The 21,677-nt window shown below is 66.6% G+C and carries 19 protein-coding genes and 1 pseudogene; 5 read left to right on the top strand and 15 right to left on the bottom strand.

Annotated elements, in window-relative coordinates; all coding sequences use genetic code 11:
• Positions 1–4: 4 nt before the first annotated feature.
• Both CK620_RS11590 and CK620_RS11585 read right to left on the bottom strand, forming a co-directional pair.
• Positions 5–3,028: a monovalent cation/H+ antiporter subunit A gene (locus CK620_RS11590; RefSeq protein WP_095550425.1), complete on the bottom strand. Its 3,024-nt coding sequence runs from the start codon at positions 3,026–3,028 to the stop codon at positions 5–7.
• A gap of 132 nt (positions 3,029–3,160) precedes the next feature.
• Positions 3,161–3,580: a COG4315 family predicted lipoprotein gene (locus tag CK620_RS11585; RefSeq protein WP_172424568.1), complete on the bottom strand. Its 420-nt coding sequence runs from the start codon at positions 3,578–3,580 to the stop codon at positions 3,161–3,163.
• 216 nt (positions 3,581–3,796) lie between these two features.
• Between CK620_RS11585 and CK620_RS11580 the strand changes: the two genes are divergently transcribed.
• A complete protein-coding gene (locus tag CK620_RS11580) occupies positions 3,797–4,573 on the top strand; it encodes a DUF6683 family protein (RefSeq protein ID WP_095550424.1) in 777 nt (258 codons plus the stop codon).
• A gap of 6 nt (positions 4,574–4,579) precedes the next feature.
• Here CK620_RS11580 and CK620_RS11575 read toward each other — a convergent pair whose 3' ends face one another.
• The 4 genes from CK620_RS11575 to CK620_RS11560 form a co-directional block, all read right to left on the bottom strand.
• Positions 4,580–4,990: a VOC family protein gene (locus tag CK620_RS11575; protein ID WP_095543189.1), complete on the bottom strand. Its 411-nt coding sequence runs from the start codon at positions 4,988–4,990 to the stop codon at positions 4,580–4,582.
• A 51-nt stretch (positions 4,991–5,041) separates the two neighbouring features.
• Positions 5,042–6,541 (bottom strand): Ppx/GppA phosphatase family protein, encoded by a 1,500-nt coding sequence (locus CK620_RS11570; RefSeq protein WP_095550423.1) that lies wholly within the window; start codon positions 6,539–6,541, stop codon positions 5,042–5,044.
• A gap of 101 nt (positions 6,542–6,642) precedes the next feature.
• The gene (locus CK620_RS11565; protein ID WP_179290643.1) at positions 6,643–8,118 is read right to left on the bottom strand and encodes a sigma-70 family RNA polymerase sigma factor; all 1,476 of its coding nucleotides are present in this window, start codon (positions 8,116–8,118) and stop codon (positions 6,643–6,645) included.
• Positions 8,119–8,264: 146 nt separating this feature from the next.
• Positions 8,265–9,368: an acyltransferase gene (locus CK620_RS11560; protein ID WP_095550421.1), complete on the bottom strand. Its 1,104-nt coding sequence runs from the start codon at positions 9,366–9,368 to the stop codon at positions 8,265–8,267.
• Positions 9,369–9,804: 436 nt separating this feature from the next.
• On the opposite strand from CK620_RS11560, the gene CK620_RS11555 reads away from it, so the two are divergent.
• Positions 9,805–10,815 (top strand): hypothetical protein, encoded by a 1,011-nt coding sequence (locus CK620_RS11555; protein ID WP_095550420.1) that lies wholly within the window; start codon positions 9,805–9,807, stop codon positions 10,813–10,815.
• A 166-nt stretch (positions 10,816–10,981) separates the two neighbouring features.
• Here CK620_RS11555 and CK620_RS14420 read toward each other — a convergent pair whose 3' ends face one another.
• From CK620_RS14420 to CK620_RS11525, 7 genes and pseudogenes are all read right to left on the bottom strand, one after another.
• Positions 10,982–11,128 (bottom strand): type II toxin-antitoxin system RelE/ParE family toxin, encoded by a 147-nt coding sequence (locus CK620_RS14420; RefSeq protein WP_275250715.1) that lies wholly within the window; start codon positions 11,126–11,128, stop codon positions 10,982–10,984.
• Positions 11,129–11,232: 104 nt separating this feature from the next.
• Positions 11,233–11,292, bottom strand: a pseudogene (locus CK620_RS14415) (type II toxin-antitoxin system RelE/ParE family toxin); the annotation flags it as partial.
• Complete coding sequence (locus CK620_RS11545) at positions 11,292–11,549, bottom strand: type II toxin-antitoxin system ParD family antitoxin (RefSeq protein ID WP_095550419.1); 258 nt, start codon at positions 11,547–11,549, stop codon at positions 11,292–11,294. The gene CK620_RS11545 and the pseudogene CK620_RS14415, both read right to left, overlap by 1 nt.
• Before the next feature lie 223 nt (positions 11,550–11,772).
• Positions 11,773–13,191 carry a dihydrolipoyl dehydrogenase gene (gene lpdA, locus CK620_RS11540; protein ID WP_095550418.1) on the bottom strand — a complete coding sequence of 473 codons (1,419 nt, stop codon included), beginning with the start codon at positions 13,189–13,191 and terminating at the stop codon, positions 11,773–11,775.
• Positions 13,192–13,263: 72 nt separating this feature from the next.
• Positions 13,264–14,607, bottom strand: coding sequence for a dihydrolipoamide acetyltransferase family protein (locus CK620_RS11535; RefSeq protein ID WP_095550417.1), 1,344 nt, complete (start codon positions 14,605–14,607; stop codon positions 13,264–13,266).
• Between the two features lie 4 nt (positions 14,608–14,611).
• On the bottom strand, positions 14,612–15,625 hold the full coding sequence (locus tag CK620_RS11530) for an alpha-ketoacid dehydrogenase subunit beta (RefSeq protein ID WP_172424231.1): 1,014 nt from the start codon (positions 15,623–15,625) through the stop codon (positions 14,612–14,614).
• Between the two features lie 2 nt (positions 15,626–15,627).
• A complete protein-coding gene (locus tag CK620_RS11525; protein ID WP_095550491.1) occupies positions 15,628–16,887 on the bottom strand; it encodes a thiamine pyrophosphate-dependent enzyme in 1,260 nt (419 codons plus the stop codon).
• Positions 16,888–17,407: 520 nt separating this feature from the next.
• Here CK620_RS11525 and CK620_RS11520 point away from each other — a divergent pair.
• From CK620_RS11520 to CK620_RS11510, 3 genes are read left to right on the top strand one after another with little or no spacing between them, the layout of a single operon-like run.
• A complete protein-coding gene (locus tag CK620_RS11520) occupies positions 17,408–17,758 on the top strand; it encodes an iron transporter (protein ID WP_238946113.1) in 351 nt (116 codons plus the stop codon).
• 35 nt (positions 17,759–17,793) lie between these two features.
• Complete coding sequence (locus CK620_RS11515) at positions 17,794–19,518, top strand: PepSY-associated TM helix domain-containing protein (protein ID WP_238946112.1); 1,725 nt, start codon at positions 17,794–17,796, stop codon at positions 19,516–19,518.
• Positions 19,515–19,874, top strand: coding sequence for a DUF3325 family protein (locus tag CK620_RS11510; protein WP_095550416.1), 360 nt, complete (start codon positions 19,515–19,517; stop codon positions 19,872–19,874). Before CK620_RS11515 ends, CK620_RS11510 begins: the two co-directional genes overlap by 4 nt.
• A gap of 91 nt (positions 19,875–19,965) precedes the next feature.
• Here CK620_RS11510 and CK620_RS11505 read toward each other — a convergent pair whose 3' ends face one another.
• On the bottom strand, positions 19,966–21,039 hold the full coding sequence (locus tag CK620_RS11505) for a FecR family protein (RefSeq protein ID WP_238946111.1): 1,074 nt from the start codon (positions 21,037–21,039) through the stop codon (positions 19,966–19,968).
• A complete protein-coding gene (locus CK620_RS11500; RefSeq protein ID WP_095550415.1) occupies positions 21,036–21,590 on the bottom strand; it encodes an RNA polymerase sigma factor in 555 nt (184 codons plus the stop codon). Before CK620_RS11500 ends, CK620_RS11505 begins: the two co-directional genes overlap by 4 nt.
• Positions 21,591–21,677 lie beyond the last annotated feature (87 nt).

The raw sequence follows: 21,677 nt of genomic DNA, 5'->3' as shown, positions 1-21,677 counted from the left end.
CTCCTCAGCTGTTGTGCGGGTTCTGGGGATCGACGTTGAAGCGCGCCACGGCCTCATAGGCAGCCTTGGCTCGCATGTAGTTGACCCGTGCGGCCTCGCGCGCCTCGGCCTCCTCTTCCAGCTTGCGCGCGTGGTAGCGGTGGCCGCGTGTGGATTGGTGGGCCAGCGCGGTGAGGATCAACAGCGTGGCGCCCACCACCACGGCAAACACGCCCAGGTCGAAGAACATGGCGCTGGCGATGTGGATTTCGCCCAGGTAGGGCAGCTCCAGGTGCGCCGTGTGCGTGGTCATGAAGGGGTAGTCCCAATAGAACGCACCGGCGCCGGTGGCGATGGCGCAGGCCAGGCCAAAGGCGATCCAGCGGCGCGGGTACAGCGTCAGATTGGCCTCGACCCATTGCGTGCCCGAGACGATGTACTGCAGCAGCAGCCCCAGCGAGAACACCAGCCCGGCCACGAAGCCGCCGCCGGGCTCGTTGTGGCCGCGCATGAAGAAGTACACCGACACCAGCGTGGTGATGGGCAGCAGCAGGCGCACCAGCACGGCCGGCACGGTCAAGTAGCCGATGGCCGTGTCCTTGGCCTGGCGCGGGTTGAACAGGTCGGTGATCAAATCGCCGGGCAGCACGCGCTGCTGCATGGGCAGGTCCATGGTTTCGCGGGCCGGGCGGAAGCGCCGCAGCAGCGCATACACCGTCAGCGCCACGATGGCCAGCACGACGATTTCGCCAAAGGTGTCAAAGGCGCGAAAGTCCACCAGCATCACGTTCACCACGTTGGTGCCGCCGCCCTCGGTGTAGGCGCGCTCCAGGTAGAAGGTCGAGGCGCTGTCGTCAAACGGGCGGCTGAGCATGGCATAGGTCAGCAGCGCGATGCCGCTGCCGGCAACCAGCGCAATCACCAGATCGCGAGCGCGCCGCGCCTGGGCCACGCTCTGGTCAATGGCCCAGCTGGCCGGGCGGATGGACTTGTCGCGCTGGGGCAGCCAGCGCAAGCCCAGCAGCAGCAAGATGGTGGTGGCAATTTCCACTGTCAGTTGCGTCAGCCCCAGATCAGGCGCCGAGAACCACAGAAAACTCAGCACCACGCACAGGCCGGTGGCGCCCAGCATCACCATGGAGGCCAGGCGGTGGAACTTGGCCTGCCAGGCCGCAGCGATGGCGCAGATGGTGCCTACGAACCAGATGGCACCAAAGCCCGGCGAGATCGGTTGCACGGCGCGGTCACCAATCGTCAGCCCGCCATGCCACAGCGGCAGGCCCACGGCCAGGAAGGTCACCATGACGACCCAGAACATCTGCCACTGCAGGCGGTTGGTGGTCAGGCGCAGGCGCAGCGAGCGGCTGGTGCGCGTGAGCGAGGCCAGCGTGTACTCGAAAATACGCTGACCCGTCAGCGTCCAGGTGAAGGCGTAATCGACCAGATAGCCCTTGCCGCGCACGTAGCGCGCCACGAAGAAAAACAGGCCCGTGCCCACCACCAGCGCGATCACACTCATGATCAGCGGCTTGTTGATGCCATGCCAGATGGCCAGGCTGTATTCTGGCAGCTGGCCGCCGACCACGGGCGTGGCCGCCGCGGCCAGGAAACTGCCGACCGTCAGATTGGGCAGCACGCCCACGGCGCAGCAAATCACCACCAGCAGGCCGACGGGCACGTTCATCCAGATGGGCGGGTCGTGCGGCTTTTTGGGCAGGTCGTCGGCCTTGGGGCCGAAGAACACGTCGTAGGCAAAGTGCAGTGAATAAATGGCGCTGAAGATGCCAAAGGTCACCGCCAGCACCGGCAAGCTGGCCTGGATATAGGCAGGCGCGTGCACCAGCACCGTCTCGGCAAAGAACATTTCCTTGGAGAGAAAGCCGTTGAAGAACGGCACACCGGCCATGGCCGCCGTGGCCACCAGGGCCAGCACCGTGGTCACCGGCATCAGCTTGCGCAGGCCGGAGAGGCGCCGGATGTCGCGTGTGCCCGTTTCATGATCGACGATGCCCACCACCATGAACAGCGAGGCCTTGAAGGTGGCGTGGTTCATGATGTGAAAGACTGCAGCCACGGCCGCCAGCTCCCGATTCAGGCCGAACAGCAGCGTGATCAGCCCCAGGTGCGAGATTGTCGAATAGGCCAGCAGGCCCTTGAGATCGTTCTGGAACATGGCCATGAAGGCCGCGAACAGCAGCGTCGTGGCGCCGACGATGCTCACGATCCAGAACCACTCTTGTGTGCCGCTGAGCACCGGCCAGAAGCGCCCGAGCAAAAACACCCCGGCCTTGACCATGGTGGCCGAGTGCAGGTAGGCCGACACCGGGGTGGGCGCGGCCATGGCATTGGGCAGCCAGAAGTGGAACGGGAACTGTGCGCTCTTGGTGAACACCCCCAGCAGCACCAGCACCAGCACCGTGGTGTAGGCGCTGTGGTTGCGGATTTGCGAGCCAGCGGCCAGCACATTGTCCAGGTCGTAGCTGCCGACGATGTGCCCCAGCAGCAGCGCGCCGGCAAACAGGCACAGCCCGCCCGCGCCGGTGACTGTCAGGGCCATGCGCGCACCGCGGCGCGCATCTTTGCGGTGGTGCCAGTAGCCGATCAGCAAAAAGGAGAAGATGCTGGTCAGCTCCCAGAAGAAGGCCAGCTGGATGATGTTGCCCGCCAGCACCACGCCAGCCATCGAACCCATGAAGGCCTGCAGGAAGGAGAAAAAGCGCGGCACCGGATCCTGCGGCGACATGTAATAGCGCGCATACAGCACCACCAGCGCGCCGATGCCATACACCAGCATGCCGAACATCCAGGCAAAACCGTCCATGCGCATGGACAGGTTCAGGCCGTAGCTGGCCAGCCAGAGGAAGTCCTGCTCGTAAACTTCACCCCGGGCAATGCCGGGGAAGTACATGGCCAACTGCACAGCACAAAACAGCGCAATCAGGCCGGCCATGGTCGATTCGATGTTGCGCGCGTTGGAAGGCAGCGCGCTGGCAATCAGGCTGCCAATGAACGGCAAAAGAACAATGGTACTGAGTGCAACGGGCTCCATGATGGGGCGGATTCTACGGGCTTGCGCTTGGGCTGATTTTCAAAAGCACCTCAAATCCCCATGGCAGCCGCCCATCTGGCAAGGAAAGCTCTGCGCGAGCCTTGGCAGAGCTTTCCAGAAGAGAGCAGGCTCTCAGGGGCGGGCCAGACGCCAGTTGCCCTCGAGCAGGCCATCGCCCAGTCTGTCGCCTGGCTGCTTGTCCTTGGCAAAGTAGTACAGCGGCATGCCCTTATAGGCCCACTGCTTGCTGCCATCGGCGCGCACGATGATGCTGTAGTCGCCCATCGGCTTGGCCTTGCTGTCCACGCCCAGTGGCGGCCAGTTGATGGCGCACTGGTCATTGCACACCGAGGTGCCGCTGTGCGCCTTGTCCTTGGCGAAGGTGTAGAGCGTCATGCCCTTGGGGCCGATGAGCACGCCATCGGTGGCTTGGGTCGGGCTGACGGGCACGTTGGCAATTTCCTGCTGCGGCTCGGCCGGTTTGCGGGCGCTGCCGCAGGCAGTCAGGGCTGCAGCCAAGGCAGTCAGGGCAATCAATTGAATGGGTTTCATGGCAAGAGCCTCCTAGGCTAATTAAAAGGAACGGGCAGTGTAAATGATGCCCGGCACAAGCCCAGTGCAGAGACAATGGCAGGCTCTTGATCGTCAAGCCGAGGAGGGACACATCATGCAAGAAGCACTTCAAGCGCGCGGCCATGTCGTCGAAGCCAGGGCTGTCACCCAGAGCAAACGTGCAGGCGGCAGCAGGCGGCTGCGCTGGCCCTGGGCTTGGCGCTGACCCTGCCGCTGCAGCCTGCGCAGGCGTATGTGGACGCCTACATCAACCCGACCTGGATGATTGAGGATGCCTATCGGCGCACGCTGGAGCAGAACAAGCTGCTCAACGAACAAAACCGCCGCAGGCACCAAGCGCGCAAGCCCCAGGCAGAAGGCAGCGCGCAGTACCGGCAGCTCTATGGCGCGGCCAAGCCAGGCAAGGCGATGGGCAGCGCCAAGCGCCCGGCGCGGCCCGACGCGCACCGCTACCAGCACAGCGAGGCCGTGGCCCGGCAAGTCAGTGGCGAGATGGTGCAATCGCTGCGCGACTACCTGCGCCAGCAAGGGCGCCTGGATGCCCAGGCCGAGCAGCGCCTGCAAGGCTTGCAGCAGGCTGGCTTCGTGCAGCAGGTGCATCAGGCGCTGCGCGCCGATGGCTATGAGCCGCACAGCCTGGCCACGGCCATGGCCTTCTGGGTGCTGGTGAACTATGGCATCGCCCAGCAGCAGGACTTGAATCGCTTGAGCATGCAGCCACTGGTCAAGCAGCTGCAGACGGCCATGGCCGGCGAACAGAGCGTGGCCGGCATGGATGCGGCCCAGAAGCAGCGCATGGCCGAAACCCTGTACTGGATGGGCAGCCTGCAACTGGGCATCTACGTGGATGCGGTCAAGACCGGCAACACGCAGGAGCTCAACGCCCGCATGCACGATGCCAAGGCGGCGCTGCGCCAGATGGGCTTGGAGGGCAGCATCCGCAACGGCAGCAAAGGCCTGGAGATTGGCTGAGCGGGCTCAGCCCTTGGCCGGCGCGGCGGCAGGGCGGTGGATGGCGCAGAGCTTGTGGCCGTCGGGGTCGCGCACGTAGGCCAGGTACAGCGGGCCCATGGGGGTGTCGCGCAGGCCGGGAGGGTCTTCGACAGATTGGCCGCCATGGGCCACAGCGGCGTCGTGGAAGGCCTGCACCTGCTCAGGCGATTGGCATTTGAAGCCGATGGTGCCGCCGTTGGCGGCCGTGGCTGGCTGGCCGTTGAGTGGCTCGGTCAGGGCGAAGGTGCCGCCATCGTGGCGGTAGAACAAGCGCCATTGGCCACTGGCTGCTTGATTGCGCGTGGCCGCAGCCGCGCCAAGCACGCCGAGCACGGCATCGTAAAAACGCTGGGAGCGATCGATGTCGTTGGAGCCAAGCATGATGTGATTGAACATGGGGATCCTTTCAGGTGGGGGAGGGCTGGAGGCGGGCGCGCCATCACTGCATCATTGGGCCTCTATGGCGATGTGCAGGCCGAATTTGTCCCAGGCGGCGGCTTCTTCCTGCAGGAGATAGAAAGAGCGCGGGTGTTGTTGCGCCCAGGCTTGCGGCAGGCTCAGCCGCAGAGCCCCGTTTTTGCGCAGCGTCCACTGCAGCGTGTCCAGCTGGGGGCGCTGGCGGGCGTGGCAGAGCAGGGCGGCCAGGCGCAGGCACAGCAGCTGGCGGGTGAAGACGGGCTGGCCGCTGATGTCCTCGGCGACTTTTTTGAGCTTGCCCCGATGCCCTACGATCAGCCGCGCCAGGCGCTCGCGTTCGGAGGGCAGAAAACCCGGGCAATCGCCATGGCGCAGGATGTAGGCGCCGTGGTGGTGAAAGCGCTCATAGGCGATGCTGATGCCGATTTCGTGCAGCTGCGCGGCCCATTGCAGCACCTGCAGATCGTCCTGGCCCCAGTGGCCGGGGTCCAGCGCGGCCCAGATGTGCGTGGCCGCTTCGGCCACGCGCTGGCCTTGCTGGCGGTCGTAGCCGAAGCGCTGCAGCAGGCTGGCCACGGAGTTGTGGCGGATGTCGCGCTGCTTGGCGTCGTGGTCATCGCGTTGGATCAGGTCCAGCAGCGCGCCCTGGCGCAGGGCGCCGTCGGAGATTTGCATGCGCTCGATGTCCAGCATTTGCATCAATGCCAGCAGCACGGAAATGCCGCCGCCGATGACGGGCTTGCGGTCTTCGCGCAAACCTTCAAAGCACAGCCGATCCACGTGCTGGGCAGCAATCAGCCTGGCCTTGAGCTGCTCGGCGCTGCTGCGGGTGATGGTTTGTGGTGCGTCGCCGAGTTGATGCAGGATTTGCGCCACCGCGCCCATGGTGCCCGATGCGCCATAGACGCATTCGCGCGGGTAGCGGGCAAAGCGCGCCAGGTGCTCCTCAATGATGGCGCTGGCGGCCAGCTCGGCTTTGGCGAAGGCCTTGGCGCTCAGGCGCCCGTCGCTGAAGAAGCGCTGTGACCAGGAAACGCTGCCGAAGGGGAAGGACACGGCCTCCAGGGGCGTTTGGCCGATGCCGGCGATCAGCTCGGTGGAGCGCCCGCCGATGTCGATCACCAGGCGCTGCTCCTGCACGTTGCGCGGCAGCAGATAGGTCACGCCCTGGTAAATCAGGCGCGCTTCCTCCTGGCCGGAGATGACTTCGATGGGGTGGCCCAGCAGTTGTTCGCCGCGTTCGAGAAATTGCGCGCGGTTACGCGCCTCGCGCAGGGTTTGTGTGGCCAGCGCCCGTACTTGGTTGGGGGCAAAGTCGCGCAGCCGCTCGCCAAAGCGCGCCAGGCATTGCCAGCCGCGCTGCATGGCCGCTTCGTCCAGGCAGCTGTCGGCGTCGAGCCCTGCGCCTTGGCGTACGGTTTCCTTCAAATAGTCCACGCGCTGCAGGTGGCCGTTGTGCAGGATGCTGATTTCCAGCCGGAAGCTGTTGGAGCCCAGATCCACAGCGGCCAAGCGTTCACCGTCTTTCATATCGTTCTTTTGATGGGGCGTTGAGTCACAGCGCGCGATTGTAGGCAAGGGCGCTCAGGCGCGAGCCCTTGGCAATGGGGATGCTCTTCTCTGGCGCCGCATCAGCCCTGCGGCGCGGGCAGGATGTCGATGCCGCCGTCGCTGGCGCGTTGGACGCGCACGGGCAGGGATTGGGGCAGCAGGCGCAACCACTCGTAGGCCATGGCGATGCGCACGCGACCGAGCACCGGCAATGCAGCGGCGCCTGGGGCAACGCGAATGGGGGCGTGGTGGTAGCGCGCCAGGCGCTGCGCAGCCGCGGCCAGTGGCTCGCCGTCAAAGAGCAGCCAACCGTGCTGCCAGGCGGCCGCGTCCTCGGGGCGCTCCAGCTGGGTGTGGTGGGCCTGGCCATGGGCATCGATCATGACTTGCTGGCCCGCGCCCAGCAGCAAGGGGGCAGGACGGGGCTGATCGGGGGAGCCAGGCAGCGGCTGCACTCGCACCTGGCCGCTTTGCACGGCGATGCGCAGCTGTGGTGACTGGGGCGTGCCTTGCCACTCCACGCCAAATCGGGTGCCCAGTACGGTGATGTGGGCCAGCGTGGTATGCACGGTGAAGGGGCGCTGCGCATCGGGCGCGACGGCGAAGAAGGCGCTGCCACGGTGCAGCTGGGCCTGGCGCTCGGTGCTGAAATAGCGCAGCACTACGTGACTGGCGGCATCCAGCGTGAGCTGGCTGCCGTCGGGCAGATCTTGCCGCTGCAGTTGACCGATGCCGCTGTCCAGCGCCAGCGTCCATTGCGGCGCGCCCAGCCCGCCCTGGCGCAGCAGCCAGGGGCGCAGCAAGAGCGCCAGTCCGCCCATCGCACCCAGCCCCAGAAGGGCAGAAAGCGCTTGGCGCCGCCCGCCGTGGCGGCGCGCGGTTGACATGGTGGGCTGGGGTGCCGTGGCTGTTGCGCCTGAGGCTGAGGCTTTGGGCGCAGTCAGCGTCGCTGGCGCTTCGCCACGCCATTGGTACAGCGCAGCTTCAATGGCCGCCATGCCTGCGGCAATGTCGCGCTCAATGGTTTTGATGGAGACGCCGTGCTGCTGCGCCAGCTCGGCCTGGGGCAGGCCATCGAGCCGATGGGCCAACAACACCTGGCGCTGACGCTGGCCCAGCTGGCCCAGGTGCTGGTCGATCGCAGCCAAGGCCTGGCGCAACTCATGGGCGCGGGCCGGGTTGGCGTGAGTTTGTGGCCAGTGGCAGGGCTGCTCGGTATCTTCCTGCCCGGCCACTTCGATCCACTGCTGTTGCCTGCCCTGATCGCGCAGGCGGTTGAGCGCCAGCCGTGCGCCTACGGCATAGATATAGGCCCGAGCCGAATCGTGTTGGGCGGCAGCGCCTGCCTCCTCGGGCCAGCGGCCAGCCAGTATGGGCTGTGCTGTGCTGCAAGGGCTGTCTTGGGCGCTGTTGGCATCGGCACGCACGACCAGGCGCAGCCAGGTCTCGTGCGCCAGCTCGTGCGCGGCATCGCTGCAGCCAGTGCGCTGGCGCAAAAAGCGCACCAGGCCTTCATAGTGCTGGCCAAACACCGCCAGCGCTGCGCCGGCAGTCATGGGCTGTGGGGAGGTGGGGTGGGCGCCAAGCATTTTCAGGGATGAGAATCGTTCTTGATTCTATGTCTGTTTTTTGCCTGGGATGGCCGGGGCTGCAGCGCTGCGCAGAAGGCCAGAGGGGCAGGAAAGCCCTGAGAGGGGCTGGCTCACACCACGCAGCGCAGGCCTGGCAGGCGGGCCAGCAGGGCGCTGAGCAGCAGTGAGATCAGCAGCGTGCAGGCTGCAACCAGCGGGATGAATGCCCATTGCGTCAGCGCGTCGGGGCGCAGCAGGCGATAGCTGCCGATGGCGTCGAGCACCAGCGGGTGCAGCAGGTAAATGCCCAGCGTGTGGCGTGCCACGGCACTGGTTGCTCTGCCCAGTAAGGGGCGCTGTAGGCGGCGCAGCAGATGCACTGCCGCCAGCGACATGGCGATGACGCCGGGGCTGAAGTAATCGTAAAAGTACAGGCCGGCAGCCAGGCCATGGCGCAGCGCTACGGCATACAGGCCAAACATGGTGGCCAACATGGCCAAGCCAAACAGCAGCGGCGCTGCGGCCGACCGGCGCGGCGCCGTTGCTGGTGCCTGCTGCAGCGTACTGCCATACAGGTAGTAGCCCAGAAAAGGCAGCCAGAGGGTGAAGAACAGCGCTGGCAGCAGGCGCAGGCCACCGTGCTGCACCAAGCTCAGCATGGCGGCAATGGCCAGCAGGGCCAAGGAAAGGGCGCGACGCTGTGCCGTAGGCATGGCAGCGCTGTGGCGCGAAAGCCAGGGGGTGAGCAGGTACAGCCCGGCCAGCATGCTCAGAAACCACAGGTGAAAGTGCGGCGCGCCAGCCAGCCAGGATCGCGCCAGGCCGGCCGCCAGAGCCTGCCAGGCCGCACTCAGGCTGCTTGGCAGCTGGGCCTGCTGCAGCAACAGCCATGCGTTGTAGAACAGGCCCCAGAACAGCAGCGGCGCCAGCACACGTGCCATGCGCCGGCGTTGCGCCTGCCAACTGGCAGCGGCGCTGTGCGGCGTGAGCAGCAGGCAGCCGCTGAGCATGACGAACACCGGCACGCTCCATCGCATGGCCGCATCCCAGGCATTGCCGGCCCACCAGTCTGCCGAGCCCAGCGGTGCATAGACCACGGCGCTGGCAGCCACGTGCAGCAGCACCACGGCGGCGCAGGCCAGCAGCCGGGCGTTGTCGATCCAGACGCTGTGAACAGGCCGCTCTGCAACGCTGCCAATGAGCGACTGTGTGGAATCGGGCGGGGCACCAGACATGGCAAGATGCGCTCCGTTACAGTTGTGGTGTGCCCAGCCATTTTGGCAGGCTGCTTGTGCAGAAGCATTCCTGCAAAACCCGCATGCGCCGCGCAGCTTGGTCTTTTGAGCTTGCGGAGCCAGCGCTCAATGCTCAAAAATACAAATGAGAATAAGCATTGATATTGTTCTGTACAATTTGAAAAATAAACGCCTGCTTTTCCTGTCCTCCCAAGCGCCTCGCACCGCTCGTAGCGCCATGCCTCGGACAAGGGGGTGTTGAGATTTGGCCTGCAAAGCGGGTTTTGACCGAAAACACCGCTGCAACACTAAGCATCTCAACAACCCCAGGTGTGGCGCGAGGAGTTTGAGGACAGGCCGAAAGGCCAGCAGCCCAGGTGGCAACGCTGCCGGTTGCGACACAGTTTTTCCATCAACGACAAGGAGTTCTACAGCCATGCCCACACGCAAACCAAGTCACCTTGCCCTCGCCTTGCTGCCCATGTTGCTGGCCGCTTGCGCCAGCACCCAGCCGCAGGCCCCGGCCGAGCAGCACAAGCAGGCCACCCCCGTACAGGGCAGCCGGCCCGCAGCCTCCGTCGGCCATGGCAATGACATTGGTGAATACATCCAGGTCATGGATGGCAACAAGGATGGCGCTGTCACTGCCGAGGAGGTGCGCGCCCAGCGCATGGAGCACTTCCAGCGCGTCGATGCCAACCGCGACGGCAAGATCGACATTCAGGAGTACGTGAGCGAATTCCAACAGCGTCTGCAAGCCGGCATGGTGGCCGATCGCGCAGAAATCGACCGCATGACGCTGGTGCGCTTCAACTCCCTGGCCGGCGAGGGGCAAAGCCACGTCAGCCGCAGCCGCTACGACCAGGCCAGCGAGCGCGCCTTCGCCGCCTTCGCGCAGGGCAAGTTGCCGGAGAAGCTCTCTGCCAGCAAACAGGGCCAAGGCCAAGCGCATGGCCATGGCGACAAGGCCGAGAAAGGCCAAGGCCAGCAGCGCCCCAACATGCTGGCCATGCCCACCAATCACAGCAAGGCTGGCATGATGGCCTTGTACGACCTCAACCGCGATGGCAAGCTCACGCGCGAGGAGTTTGACAAAGTGCGCGAAGAGCAATTCAAGCGCACCGACGTCAATGGCGACGGGCGCCTGAGCCTGGGCGAATACGCCACCGAGTTCGATCTGCGCATTGACGCAGGCGTGAGCGAACTCATGGCACGGCAGATGACCCAGGCGCGCGTGCGCTTTGGCATCCTCGACGCCGACAAGAGCGACTTCCTGGAGGCCGAGGAATTCGTCCAAAGCGGCATGCGCATGTTCCAGCGCGTCGACCGCAACAGCGATGGCCGCGTCGATCAGGTCGATGCCTCGCTGCCCGCGCCCAAGCGCGGCGAAGGCGCAGCCGGCCAGCAAGAAGGCCAGAAAGACCCGGCCAAGGCCAAGAAGAAGTAAACCTGCTCTTTGACCATCACAGCGGGCCGCTTGCACCGGCCCGTTGTGGTGAGGCCTGAAAACAAACCCCTGTGCGCCATTGGCGCACAGGGGTTTGTTTCATCTGCCGGGGCAGCGGGCGGCCCGGCTATTGCGTTTGCCTGGCAGGCTGCGAACGCTCAGTGGTTCAATCCCCGGGTTCACCTGCCTGGAACAAGGCGGGCAGATCACGTGCGCCGTGCAGGATGCGCACGATCAGCACGGCATCGTGCTCGTCAGACTCGAAGAAGATGACGTAGCGGCCATGGGCACATGAACGGATGCTTTTGCCCAGCTCGGGACGCAGGCGATAGCTGCGTGGACTGAGGGCAATGCGCTGGCACTGCGCGCGCGCAACTCGCGCACAAAGCTCAGGGCGCGTACGGGGTTGTCGGCCGCGATGTAATCAGCAATGGCTTCGAGGTCTTGCTCGGCCAGCGGGGTAAGGGCCAGGCGCATCAGCGATCGGCTTGCGAGGCGTACTTGGTTTCGAGGCGCTCGAACACCGCATCGGCGCACTGGGCAGTGCCACTGGCGTGGCCTGCAGCGATTTCTTCGCGCAGGGCTTGGAGCTCGAGCTGCCTGCGCACCTCTTGCTCTTGCAGTAGGCGCAATCCTGCCTGCACGACTTCGCTGATGTTGTTGAAGCGACCGCTTTGCACCTGATCGCGGATGAAGGCCTCGAAGTGATTGCCGAGGGCGACATTGATGGGCATGGCACATCCTCCTGGTGGTTGGCTGCAGCGATTGTGTGTGGCGTCCGCCAGCCGGTCAATGTCTTGGGCTTTGGCGGTGTTGAGCTTGAGAGCCTGTTCAAAGCCTCTACATGGCGGGCGATGAAGCGGACTTGGGCGGTCTTCTGCGGCGTTGCAAAGCCTCGGCCGGGCCCCGTGGACTCGGCCGAGGCTGTCAACAGGGCAAGCTGTATTGAACAGCCCCTCACACATGCAGCGCCTGGCCCAGGGCGCGCAGGGCGGTTTCCTGAATGGCTTCGCCCAGGCTGGGGTGGGCGTGGATGGTGTGGCCTACGTCTTCCAGGTGCGCGCCCATTTCGATGGATTGCGAGAAGGCGGCGGCCAGCTCGGCAACATGGCCGCCCACGGCCTGCCAGCCGAGGATGCGGTGCGTGTCCTTGCGGGCCACGACGCGGATGAAGCCTTCGCTGTCCTCCAGCGTCATGGCGCGGCCGTTGGCGGCAAACGGGAATTGGGCGCTGAGCACTTCGTGGCCGGCGGCCTTGGCCTCTTCGGGCGAGAGGCCGACGCTGACGACCTCGGGGTCGGTAAAGCACACGGCCGGGATTTGCGCGGGCTGGAAGCGCCGCGTCTTGCCCGCGATGATCTCGGCCACCATTTCGCCCTGGGCCATGGCGCGGTGCGCCAGCATGGGCTCGCCGGTGAGGTCGCCAATGGCCCACACATTGCGCATGCTGGTGCGGCATTGCTCGTCGATCTGTACGGCGCGGCCTTTCATGTTCAGCTGCAGGTCTTCCAGGCCGTAGCCTTCGGTGCGCGGCTTGCGGCCCACGGCCACCAGCACCTGGTCGGCTTTGAGGGTGGTGGGCTTGGCATTGGCGTCGCCTGCGGGGCGGATGTCCACGCCGGTGGCTTTGCCCGAGGCCGGGCCGACGACCTGATGGTTCAGGTACAGCGCGATGCCCAGCTTTTCCAGCCGTGCCTGCACGGGGCGGGTGAGCTCGGCGTCGTAGGCGGGCAGGATGCGCGGCGCGGCCTCGACGACGCTGACGGCCACGCCCAGCTTGCGGTAGGTGATGCCCAGCTCCAGGCCGATGTAGCCGCCGCCGACGACGATCAGCGTCTTGGGCAGCTGCTGGGGCGAGAGCGCCTCGGTGCTGGAGATGATGCGCTGGCCGTCAAAGGGCAGCATGGGCAGCTCCACCGGCTGCGAGCCGTTGGCCAGCAGCAGGTGCTCGCACTGGATGCGCTGCGTGGCCTGGCCCTGGGCGTCGCGCACTTCGACGGTCTTGCCGTCAACGATGTGGCCCCAGCCCTGCACGACTTGGACTTTCTGACGTTTGAGCAGCGCGCCCACGCCGCCGGTCAGGCGCTGCACGATGCCGTCTTTCCAGGCGATGGTTTGCGCCAGATCCAGGCTGGGCTTTTGCACGCGGATACCCAGCGGGCTGTCGCCGCTGGCCTGGGCCTGGGCGCGGGCGTATTCGCTGGCGGCGTGAATCAGCGCCTTGGAGGGGATGCAGCCGATGTTCAGGCAGGTGCCGCCCAGGGCCTGGGCTTCCACCAGCGTGGTCTGGATGCCCAATTGCCCGGCGCGGATGGCAGTCACGTAGCCGCCGGGGCCGCCGCCGAGGATCAGCAGTTTGGTTTGAAGGGTTTGCATAAAGAGTCTGGTATCGCTTCAGTGGTGCCGGGCGGGCTCTGGCAAGGGCCAGGCCCGCCCGCCCTTGGTGGGTCAGTCGATGAACAGCTGCGCCGGGGTTTCCAGCAGGGCGCGGATGGCCTGGATGAAGCGCGCCGCGTCCATGCCGTCCACCACGCGGTGGTCGAACGAGGAGGACAGGTTCATGGTCTTGCGGATCACGATCTGGCCGCCCAGCACCACGGGTTTTTCCACCAGACGGTTGACGCCGACGATGCCCACCTCGGGGTGGTTGATCACCGGGGTGCTGACGATGCCGCCCAGCGCGCCCAGGCTGGTGAGGGTGATGGTCGAGCCGCTGAGTTCGTCGCGCGTGGCCTTGCCCGCACGGGCCGCTTCGGCCAGGCGCGCCACTTCGGCGGCATTGCCCCACAAGTCGCGCGATTCGGCATGGCGCAGCACAGGCACGACCAGACCGCCGTCGGTCTGCGCGGCAATGCCCAGGTGCACGCCGTCGTAGCGGGTGACGATGCCGGCGTCGTCGTCAAAGCGCGCATTGATCTGCGGGAAGTCGCGCAGCGCAACCACCATGGCGCGGGCGATGAAGGGGATCATGGTGAGCTTGCCGCGCTCCTTGCCGTACTGGGCGTTGAGCTTGCCGCGCAGGGCTTCCAGCTCGGTGACGTCCACCTCCTCCACATAGGTGAAGTGCGGGATGCGGCGCTTGGATTCCTGCATCTTCTCGGCGATCTTGCGGCGCAGGCCGATGACGGGCACCTGCTGCACGCCGGTGCGCATGGCGTAGCCGCTGCCGGCATGGCTGGCCGGGCCGCCCTGGCCGCTGGCGCGCTGCATGTAGGCGTCCAGATCCTCGTGCAGGATGCGCCCGTGCGGGCCGCTGCCGGGCACAAACTGCAGCTCGATGCCCAGATCCCAGGCGCGGCGGCGCACCGCAGGCGAGGCCAGCGGCGCTTCGCCAAAGTTGCGCGCGGCAGGAGCTGCCTGGGCAACCGGGGCGGCGCTGCCCGGGCGCGGTGCGCTGGCCGGGGCCTTGGCGGCGGGGGCCGGTGCAGCTGCTGGCTGGGCCGCTGGGGTTGCAGGGGCCGCTGCCGGTGCAGGGGGCGTGGCAGCGGCAGCTGTGGCCGGGGCAGCCGCAGCGGGGGCGGCGGCCTCGTCGGCGCTGACATTGCCTTCGCCTTCGACCTCCAGACGGATCAACTCCGAGCCCACGGCCATCATTTCGCCCAGCTTGCCGCCCAGGGCCAGCACTTTGCCAGCCACAGGCGAGGGGATTTCGACGGCGGCCTTGTCGGTCATGACGTCGGCCAGGTTCTGGTCCTCGCGCACCGTGTCGCCGACCTGCACATGCCAGGCCACCAGCTCGACCTCTGCGATGCCCTCGCCGATGTCCGGCATCTTGATGATGTGAATACCCATTGCTTTATGCCTCCATCACTTTCTTCAGGGCCTGGGCGACGCGCTCGGGCCCGGGGAAGTACGACCATTCCTGTGCGTGCGGGTAGGGGATGTCCCAGCCGGCCACGCGCTCGATGGGCGCTTCCAGGTGGTAGAAGCAGTGCTCTTGCACCAGCGACAGCAGCTCAGCGCCAAAGCCAGCGGTGCGCGTGGCCTCGTGCACGACGACGCAGCGGCCGGTTTTTTGCACGGACTGCACGATGGTGGGCAGATCCAGCGGCCAGAGGCTGCGCAGGTCGATGATTTCGGCATCGATGCCCGACTCCTGCGCCGCGGCCTCGGCCACGAACACCATGGTGCCGTAGGCGATCACCGTCACGGCCTTGCCTGGGCGCACGATCTTGGCCGAATCCAGCGGCACGGTGTAATGCCCGTCGGGCACCTCGCCCAGCTCATGCTTGGACCAGGGCACGACCGGGCGGTCATGGTGGCCGTCGAACGGGCCGTTGTACAGGCGCTTGGGCTCCAGGAACACGACCGGGTCGTTGTTCTCGATGGCTGCGATCAGCAGGCCCTTGGCGTCATACGGGTTGCTGGGCATCACGGTGCGGATGCCGCAGGTGTGCGTGAACAGCGCCTCGGGGCTTTGGCTGTGCGTCTGCCCGCCGTAGATGCCGCCGCCGCAGGGCATGCGGATCACCATCGGCGCGGAGAAATCGCCCGCCGAGCGGTAGCGCAGCCGCGCCGCCTCGCTCATGATCTGGTCCAGCGCCGGATAGACGTAATCGGCAAACTGCACCTCCACCACCGGGCGCAGGCCGTAGGCGGCCATGCCCACGCCGGCGCCGACGATGCCGCTTTCGGTGATCGGCGCATCGAACACGCGGTTCTTGCCGTACTTGGCCTGCAGGCCCTCAGTGCAGCGGAACACGCCGCCAAAGTAGCCCACGTCCTCGCCATAGACCACCACGTTGTCGTCGCGCTCGAGCATCACGTCCATGGCCGAGCGCAGCGCTTGAATCATTGTCATCTTGGCCATGTTCACACCCCCAGCTGCTGGCGTTGCGCAATCAGATGCGGCGGCATCTGCTCGTACACGTCGTCAAACATATCGGCGGCGGTGCGCTGCGGGCCGCTGATGAGCGTGCCGTAGCCTTCGGCCTCTTTCTGCGCGGCCAGCACCTCGGCTTCGACCTCGGCCTGCACGGCTTCGTGCTCGGCCTCGCTCCAGGCGCCCAGGCCCGTCAGGTGCTTGGACAGGCGCACGATCGGGTCGCCCAGTGGGAAGCGCTGCCAATCATCGGCCGGGCGGTATTTGCTCGGGTCGTCCGAAGTGGAGTGCGGCCCGGCGCGGTAGCTGACCCACTCGATCAGCGTTGGGCCGTGGTTGCCGCGCGCGCGCTCTGCCGCCCAGCGCGAGGCGGCCAGTACGGCCAGGAAATCATTGCCATCCACGCGCAGCGAGGCAATGCCCATGCCCGTGCCGCGCGCGGCAAAGGTGGCGGTGGAGCCGCCGGCAATGGCCTGGAAGGTGGAAATCGCCCACTGGTTGTTCACCACGTTCATGATGACCGGCGCGTTATAGACCTGCGCGAACACCAGCGCGGTGTAGAAGTCCGCCTCGGCCGTGGCGCCATCGCCAATCCAGGCCGTGGCAATGCGCGAGTCGTGCTTGATGGCCGAGGCCATCGCCCAGCCCACGGCCTGCACGTACTGCGTGCCCAGGTTGCCGGAGATGGAGAAAAAGCCATAGTCCTTGGCCGAGTACATCACCGGCAACTGCCGGCCCTTCACCGGGTCGGCCGTGTTGGAGTAGATCTGGTTCATCATCTGCACCATCGGCATGCCGCGCGTGAGCAGGATGTTTTGCTGGCGGTAGGAGGTAAAGCACATGTCGTCCTGGTTGAGCGACATGGCCTGGCCCACGCCAATGGCCTCCTCGCCCAGGCTTTGCATGTAGAAGGAGGTTTTCTTCTGCCGCTGCGAGATCACCATGCGCGCGTCGAAGGCGCGCGTGAGCATCATCAGCCGCAGGCCGCGGCGCAGCTCCTCGACGCTGGCCTTGGGATCCCACGGGCCCTGGGCCTGGTGGTTCTCGTCGAGCACCCGGATCAGGCTGTTCTTCAGCGCGATGGTGTCCTCATACGCGCAGTCGATGGCCGGGCGGGGCACTTCGCCGGCCTTAGAGAGCTTCAAGAAGGAAAAATCGGTCTTCTGCCCCGGTCGCGCCGATGGCTCCGGGACTTGCAGGCGCAGCCTGCCTTTGCCTGGCCCCTGCGCGGGGGCCTTGGATTTGCGCATGGTTGGTGTCTCCCAGTGGATTGTGTCCACCATTGGTTGCAGGGTCTGCCGCTCTTGCAACGCAAACCCCGCCGGGCCGGGCCTGGCGGGGTTTGGATGTGGGGCAAAGACCCAGGAAAAATCGACTTGTGCGGGCGAGTGTGTCGCCCTGCAAAGCCACTGCCGTCACGGGGCGGGTGACCCCTGCTCAGGCCGGGCGCTATCCTAGCAAGCACATGCCGCCTTGGCAGGTCGTGCAAACCCTCAGATGCTGCGTGCAGGCGCAACAGGGGGGATTTTTGGCTTGATTCGTGCACAGGCACCCAAGCGCCGTGCGCAGCTGCGGGACACGCAGAAAAATTTTATTGAAAGTTATCAAGAATAAGAATAATTCTTATATGATTTGAAAAAGAATGTGTCAGTCAGCGACGCTGGCACAGTTTTTTTGTTCCTGGGAAGGAAAGCGCATGCCCTGCATAGGCACTCAGACACAGTGCGCGCTGCCTTGGCGCATATGGGTGCAGGCAGGCACAAGAACACCATGATGCAAAGCAACCCCCCATCTTTTGCCGTTGCACGGCCTGCGGCCCCCGCACTGCCTTGGCGCTATCGACTGGCCGTGGCCTCGCGCGCGTTGGCGGGCGTGGGCCTGGGGTACGTGCTGGCAGCCCAGGCGGCCTCGCTGCTGGCGCTGCTGTGGCAGGCGCTGGGCCTGCCGCGCGCCGATGCCGTCACCCTCGCGGTCATGCTGGCCTTCATCCTCTACGCCTGCGCGCTGCTATGGGCTTTTGCCTGCTCCAGTGGCTGGCGCGTCTGGCGCGTACTGGGCGCGGGCGCGCTGGCGTGCGCGGCGCTGCTGTGGTGGGCGCAGGCCGGGGCGGGTGCGGCATGAGGCCCGATGGAAAACCCGAGGGCTTGCGCCAGGCCATGTCCTGGTTGCACACCTGGAGCAGCCTGCTGCTGGGCTGGCTGCTGTTTGCCATTTTTTTCACTGGCACGCTCAGCTACATGCGCAGCGAAATCGATGACTGGATGCGGCCCGAGCTGCATGCCTCATCGCCTGCCACGCCGCCAGCGCAGGCGGTCGGCCATGCCTTGCAGGCTTTGCAGCGGCTGGCCCCACAGGCCGACAGCTGGGCGATTGCCCTGCCCAGCGCCCGGCAGACGGCGCTGGCGGTCAGTTGGCGCGTCCCCCAGCGCTCTGGCGCAGCGGCGGCAGCGGCAGGCAGCGCGCCGCCTGGCCGGGCAGGGCAAATCACCCGTTACCTGGACGCCGCCACGGGCGAGCCGCTGACGCCGCGCCAGACGCGCGGGGGCAGCTTTCTCTACCGTTTTCACTTCGAGCTGTACGGCCTGCCGCGCCTGTGGGCGCGCTGGCTGGTGGGCATTGCCACCATGATGATGTTTGTGGCCATCCTCAGCGGCGTCATCACGCACAAGAAAATCTTCAGCGACTTTTTCACTTTTCGACCTGGCAAAGGGCAACGCTCCTGGCTGGATGCGCACAACGCCAGCGCTGTGCTGGCCCTGCCTTTTCACATCGTCATCACCTTCAGCGGGCTGCTGCTGCTTGCCAGCCAGCTCATGCCTTGGCCGACCCAGGCCGTTTACAAAGGCGATACCAACGCGTACTTCATGGAGTCGCTCGGGCTGGGGCCAGTGCTCGGCTCGCCAGCCACAGCAGGCCGCGCATCGGCCGCGCCTGGGGCGGTGCAAGGCACCAGCGCACAGCAGCCACAGCAGCGTTTGGATGCCCCGGCCATCAGCGCCGCCACCTTGCACAACCTGCTGGCGCAGGCCCAGTCGCAATGGCCAGAGCGCGGCGTGGGCCGCATCAGCATCCAGGCCCCTTACTCGCCCAGCGCCACAGTGGAGCTGCGCGAAGGCGGGGGCGAGCACCTGAGCGCGCGCAACCACAACGCCCGCAGCCTGCGTTTTGACGCCCACGGCACGCCCTTGCCAGTCGCCGCGCCGGCCAAGCCCTCCTGGGTGCGGGCCAGCTACAACATCCTCGTGGCCCCGCACCTGGGCCGCTTTGCCGAGCCTGCCGTGCGCTGGCTGCTGTTTCTCTCCGGCTTGCTGGGCTGTGCGATGGTCGGCAGCGGCATGGTGCTCTGGGTCGTCAAACGCCTGCCCCAGCGCGCCAAGCAGGGCCATACCCCGCGCGGGCACCGGCTGGTCGAGCGGCTCAACGTCGCCGCCATCGCCGGGCTGTGCGTGGCCACGGCCAGCTACTTCTGGCTCAACCGCCTGCTGCCTGCCAGCCTGGCCGATCGCGCGCTGTGGGAAATTCGCGGCTTTTTCCTGGTCTGGCTGCTGTGCGCCCTGCACCCCTGGCTGCGCAGCCACGGCCGTGCTTGGCAAGAGCAAATGAGCGCAGCGGCCTTGCTGTTTGCGCTGCTGCCACTGCTCAACCCCTTGACGGGCGGCGTCGCATGGCCGTTTGCCTTGGCGCGCCAGCAATGGGGCGTGGCCAGCGTGGATGCGATTGCGCTGCTGATGGCCGCTGCCTGCGGCGCAGTGGCTTGGTGGCTGAGCCGCGCCAAGGCCCAGGCGCGGCCTGCCAAGGCTGCTGCCTCATCCAAGGTAACCACTGCGGCAAGCACTGCGGCAACAGCCGCCAGCATCGCTGCCCAGGAGCCCAGCGCATGAGCACCTGGCACGCCATGCCCTTGATCCTGGCCTTGAGTTTTACGGGTTTCGTGCTGCTGGCCAGCGCCATGCAGCGCCACTGCGATGAGTTTGCGCCCAGCCCTTGGCTGGGCAGCTTGCGGCGCAGGCGGGGGCAGGGCGCAGCCGCCCTGGGCCTGGCGCTGCTGCTGTGCCTGAGCCAATGGCCTGCGGCGCTGGCAGTGCTGGTCTGGCTGGGGCTGCTGACTTTTGCCGCCTTGGCCCTGGGCCTGTTGCTGACCTACGCCAGTGCCCGGGCCAACCGCTTTGTGGCCTGGGGCGTGGCTGCCTGCCTGCTGGCGGCGCTGTGGCCTTGGCTGTGGCGCGCTGTTTTTTGATTTTTGATCGCGCACATGTGCGCTTTGAAAACGGCCGTTTCAGAGCAGGGCCTGAAAGCGGCGAATCAATGCGTTGCATCAACGCCATACATCAGCGCGGCGCAATCAGCCAGGCGCCGTCGCCCTGGCGCTGTACGCGCACGGGTAGCGTGCGCGGCAGGCTGGCCAGAAAAGCGCCCGGATCGCGGATGGGAAAGCTGCCCGTCAGCCGCTGCGCTTGCAGGCGCTGGGCGTTGCCCGCCAGGCGCAGGCCGGGGCGCAGGTAGCCATTCCAGCGCTCCACCACTTCCGGCAGCGGCGTGGCGTGGAACACCAGCCAGCCACCCTCCATACCGCCTTGCCATGCGCCCACGTCGGCGGCGTCGATGGGCTGGGGCTGGCCGCTGTGGCCTGCGCCAAGGCGCAATTGCTGGCCCGCGCCCAGCTCCGCCAGCGGCGCGCTTGGTTCGACCTGGGCGGCCGGGGCATCGGCCTGCGCCCACACGGCCACGCGCCCTTGGGCCACAGCCACGTGCATGTGCGCCTGGCGCACGGCCACGCTAAAGCGCGTGCCCAGCACCTGCACCCGGCCCTGGGCGGTGAACACCGTCAGCGGCATGTCTGCATCCGGGGCCACTTGCAGGTGAATTTCGCCGCGCTCCAGGTGCAGCTCGCGGCGCTGGCGATACAGGCTCACGCGCACGCGCGTTTGCGCATCCAGCGCCAGCTCGGTGCCATCGGGCAGCCTCAGGCGTTGGATTTCGCCCTGGCCGGTGGCCAGCGCCTGCGCAAAAGTCGGCCGCAGCCATAGCCAGCGCCCGGCTGCGCCCAGCCCCAGCGTCAGCGCCGCCACGCCCATCAGGCCCAGCACGGCGCGGCGCGGCGCGCCCTGGCGCTCGCGGGCGCTGGGCGGCAGGCTCAGGCTCTCGCGCAGGGCGCTGCCGTCCGTGGCCTGCCAGATTTGGCGCGCCGCCTGGCAGGCGGCGGCAAAGGCCGGCTCGCGCGCGCTGCGCGCTTGCAGCTCGGCCTGGGCCGCCTGCGCCTGCTGTGCATCGCCGCCGTGGCTGCGCGCCAGCAGCAACAGCGCTTCGCTGACCAGGGCATCGTTGCTCGGGGCCTCATCCATCAAAGCCTCATCCGTCAAGCTGTCATGCGCCACGGCGGCGTGGGGCAGCGGCATCTTCATGGCTGCGCCATAACGGCAGGGGCTGCGGCCGCAGCGGTGGAATCCGCCTGGTGCGACTCAGTTGCGCGTGCTGCCGCCAGCAGCGCGCGCGGGGCCAAGTCCAGCGTGGCGCGCACCACGTGTTTTTCAATGCCGGCCACGCTCACGCCCATGTGGGCTGCGGCCTCGGCATGGCTGAAGCCATGCACCCGCACCAGGATGAAGGCCGTGCGCCGCCGCAGCGGCATCAGCGCCAGCCGCGCGCTCAGACGTTCGAGCTGCTGGCTGGCCGCGCAGCAGCGCTCGGCGCTGGGGGCGGCGTCCTGCTCGCACAGCAGCGCCAGGTTGTGCAGCGCCTGGGCCTCGGCCCGGCGGCGGCGCGCCTCGTCGATCACCAAATGTCGGCCGATGCGAAACAGCAGCGCGCGCAAATCCAGCACCGCATCCAGCCTCGGCCCCAACGCCCAGGCGCGGGCGTGGCTCTCTTGCACCAGATCGCGCGCGGCCTCGCGGTCGCCCGTGGCGCGGGTGAAGTGGCCCAGCAATTCGTCGTAATGGCGGGTGAAAGACATGCGCGTGCAAAGCAAAAAGGCAAGCCAAGAAGGGTTGGGCGGCCCAGGCTGCAAAAAGCACGCGCGATGCGTGCAATCTAAATAGGA

The organism is Vandammella animalimorsus (assembly GCF_002285285.1).
Lineage (GTDB): Bacteria > Pseudomonadota > Gammaproteobacteria > Burkholderiales > Burkholderiaceae_C > Lampropedia > Lampropedia animalimorsus.
Note: the sequence above shows the minus strand (reverse complement) of the source record. Positions and strands in the feature narration are given on the sequence as shown.

Bases quoted from the DNA above. Each gene is read 5' to 3' on its own strand.
- CK620_RS11520 (WP_238946113.1), top strand. From the start codon at position 17,408: ATGATGCAAAGCAACCCCCCATCTTTTGCCGTTGCACGGCCTGCGGCC.
- CK620_RS11560 (WP_095550421.1), bottom strand. From the start codon at position 9,368: ATGTCTGGTGCCCCGCCCGATTCCACACAGTCGCTCATTGGCAGCGTT.
- CK620_RS11555 (WP_095550420.1), top strand. From the start codon at position 9,805: ATGCCCACACGCAAACCAAGTCACCTTGCCCTCGCCTTGCTGCCCATG.
- CK620_RS11545 (WP_095550419.1), bottom strand. From the start codon at position 11,549: ATGCCCATCAATGTCGCCCTCGGCAATCACTTCGAGGCCTTCATCCGC.
- CK620_RS11530 (WP_172424231.1), bottom strand. From the start codon at position 15,625: ATGGCCAAGATGACAATGATTCAAGCGCTGCGCTCGGCCATGGACGTG.
- CK620_RS11590 (WP_095550425.1), bottom strand. From the start codon at position 3,028: ATGGAGCCCGTTGCACTCAGTACCATTGTTCTTTTGCCGTTCATTGGC.
- CK620_RS11510 (WP_095550416.1), top strand. From the start codon at position 19,515: ATGAGCACCTGGCACGCCATGCCCTTGATCCTGGCCTTGAGTTTTACG.
- CK620_RS11565 (WP_179290643.1), bottom strand. From the start codon at position 8,118: ATGACTGCCGGCGCAGCGCTGGCGGTGTTTGGCCAGCACTATGAAGGC.
- CK620_RS11515 (WP_238946112.1), top strand. From the start codon at position 17,794: ATGTCCTGGTTGCACACCTGGAGCAGCCTGCTGCTGGGCTGGCTGCTG.
- CK620_RS11535 (WP_095550417.1), bottom strand. From the start codon at position 14,607: ATGGGTATTCACATCATCAAGATGCCGGACATCGGCGAGGGCATCGCA.
- CK620_RS11570 (WP_095550423.1), bottom strand. From the start codon at position 6,541: ATGAAAGACGGTGAACGCTTGGCCGCTGTGGATCTGGGCTCCAACAGC.
- CK620_RS11575 (WP_095543189.1), bottom strand. From the start codon at position 4,990: ATGTTCAATCACATCATGCTTGGCTCCAACGACATCGATCGCTCCCAG.
- CK620_RS11500 (WP_095550415.1), bottom strand. From the start codon at position 21,590: ATGTCTTTCACCCGCCATTACGACGAATTGCTGGGCCACTTCACCCGC.
- CK620_RS11505 (WP_238946111.1), bottom strand. From the start codon at position 21,039: ATGAAGATGCCGCTGCCCCACGCCGCCGTGGCGCATGACAGCTTGACG.
- lpdA (WP_095550418.1), bottom strand. From the start codon at position 13,191: ATGCAAACCCTTCAAACCAAACTGCTGATCCTCGGCGGCGGCCCCGGC.
- CK620_RS11525 (WP_095550491.1), bottom strand. From the start codon at position 16,887: ATGCGCAAATCCAAGGCCCCCGCGCAGGGGCCAGGCAAAGGCAGGCTG.
- CK620_RS11585 (WP_172424568.1), bottom strand. From the start codon at position 3,580: ATGAAACCCATTCAATTGATTGCCCTGACTGCCTTGGCTGCAGCCCTG.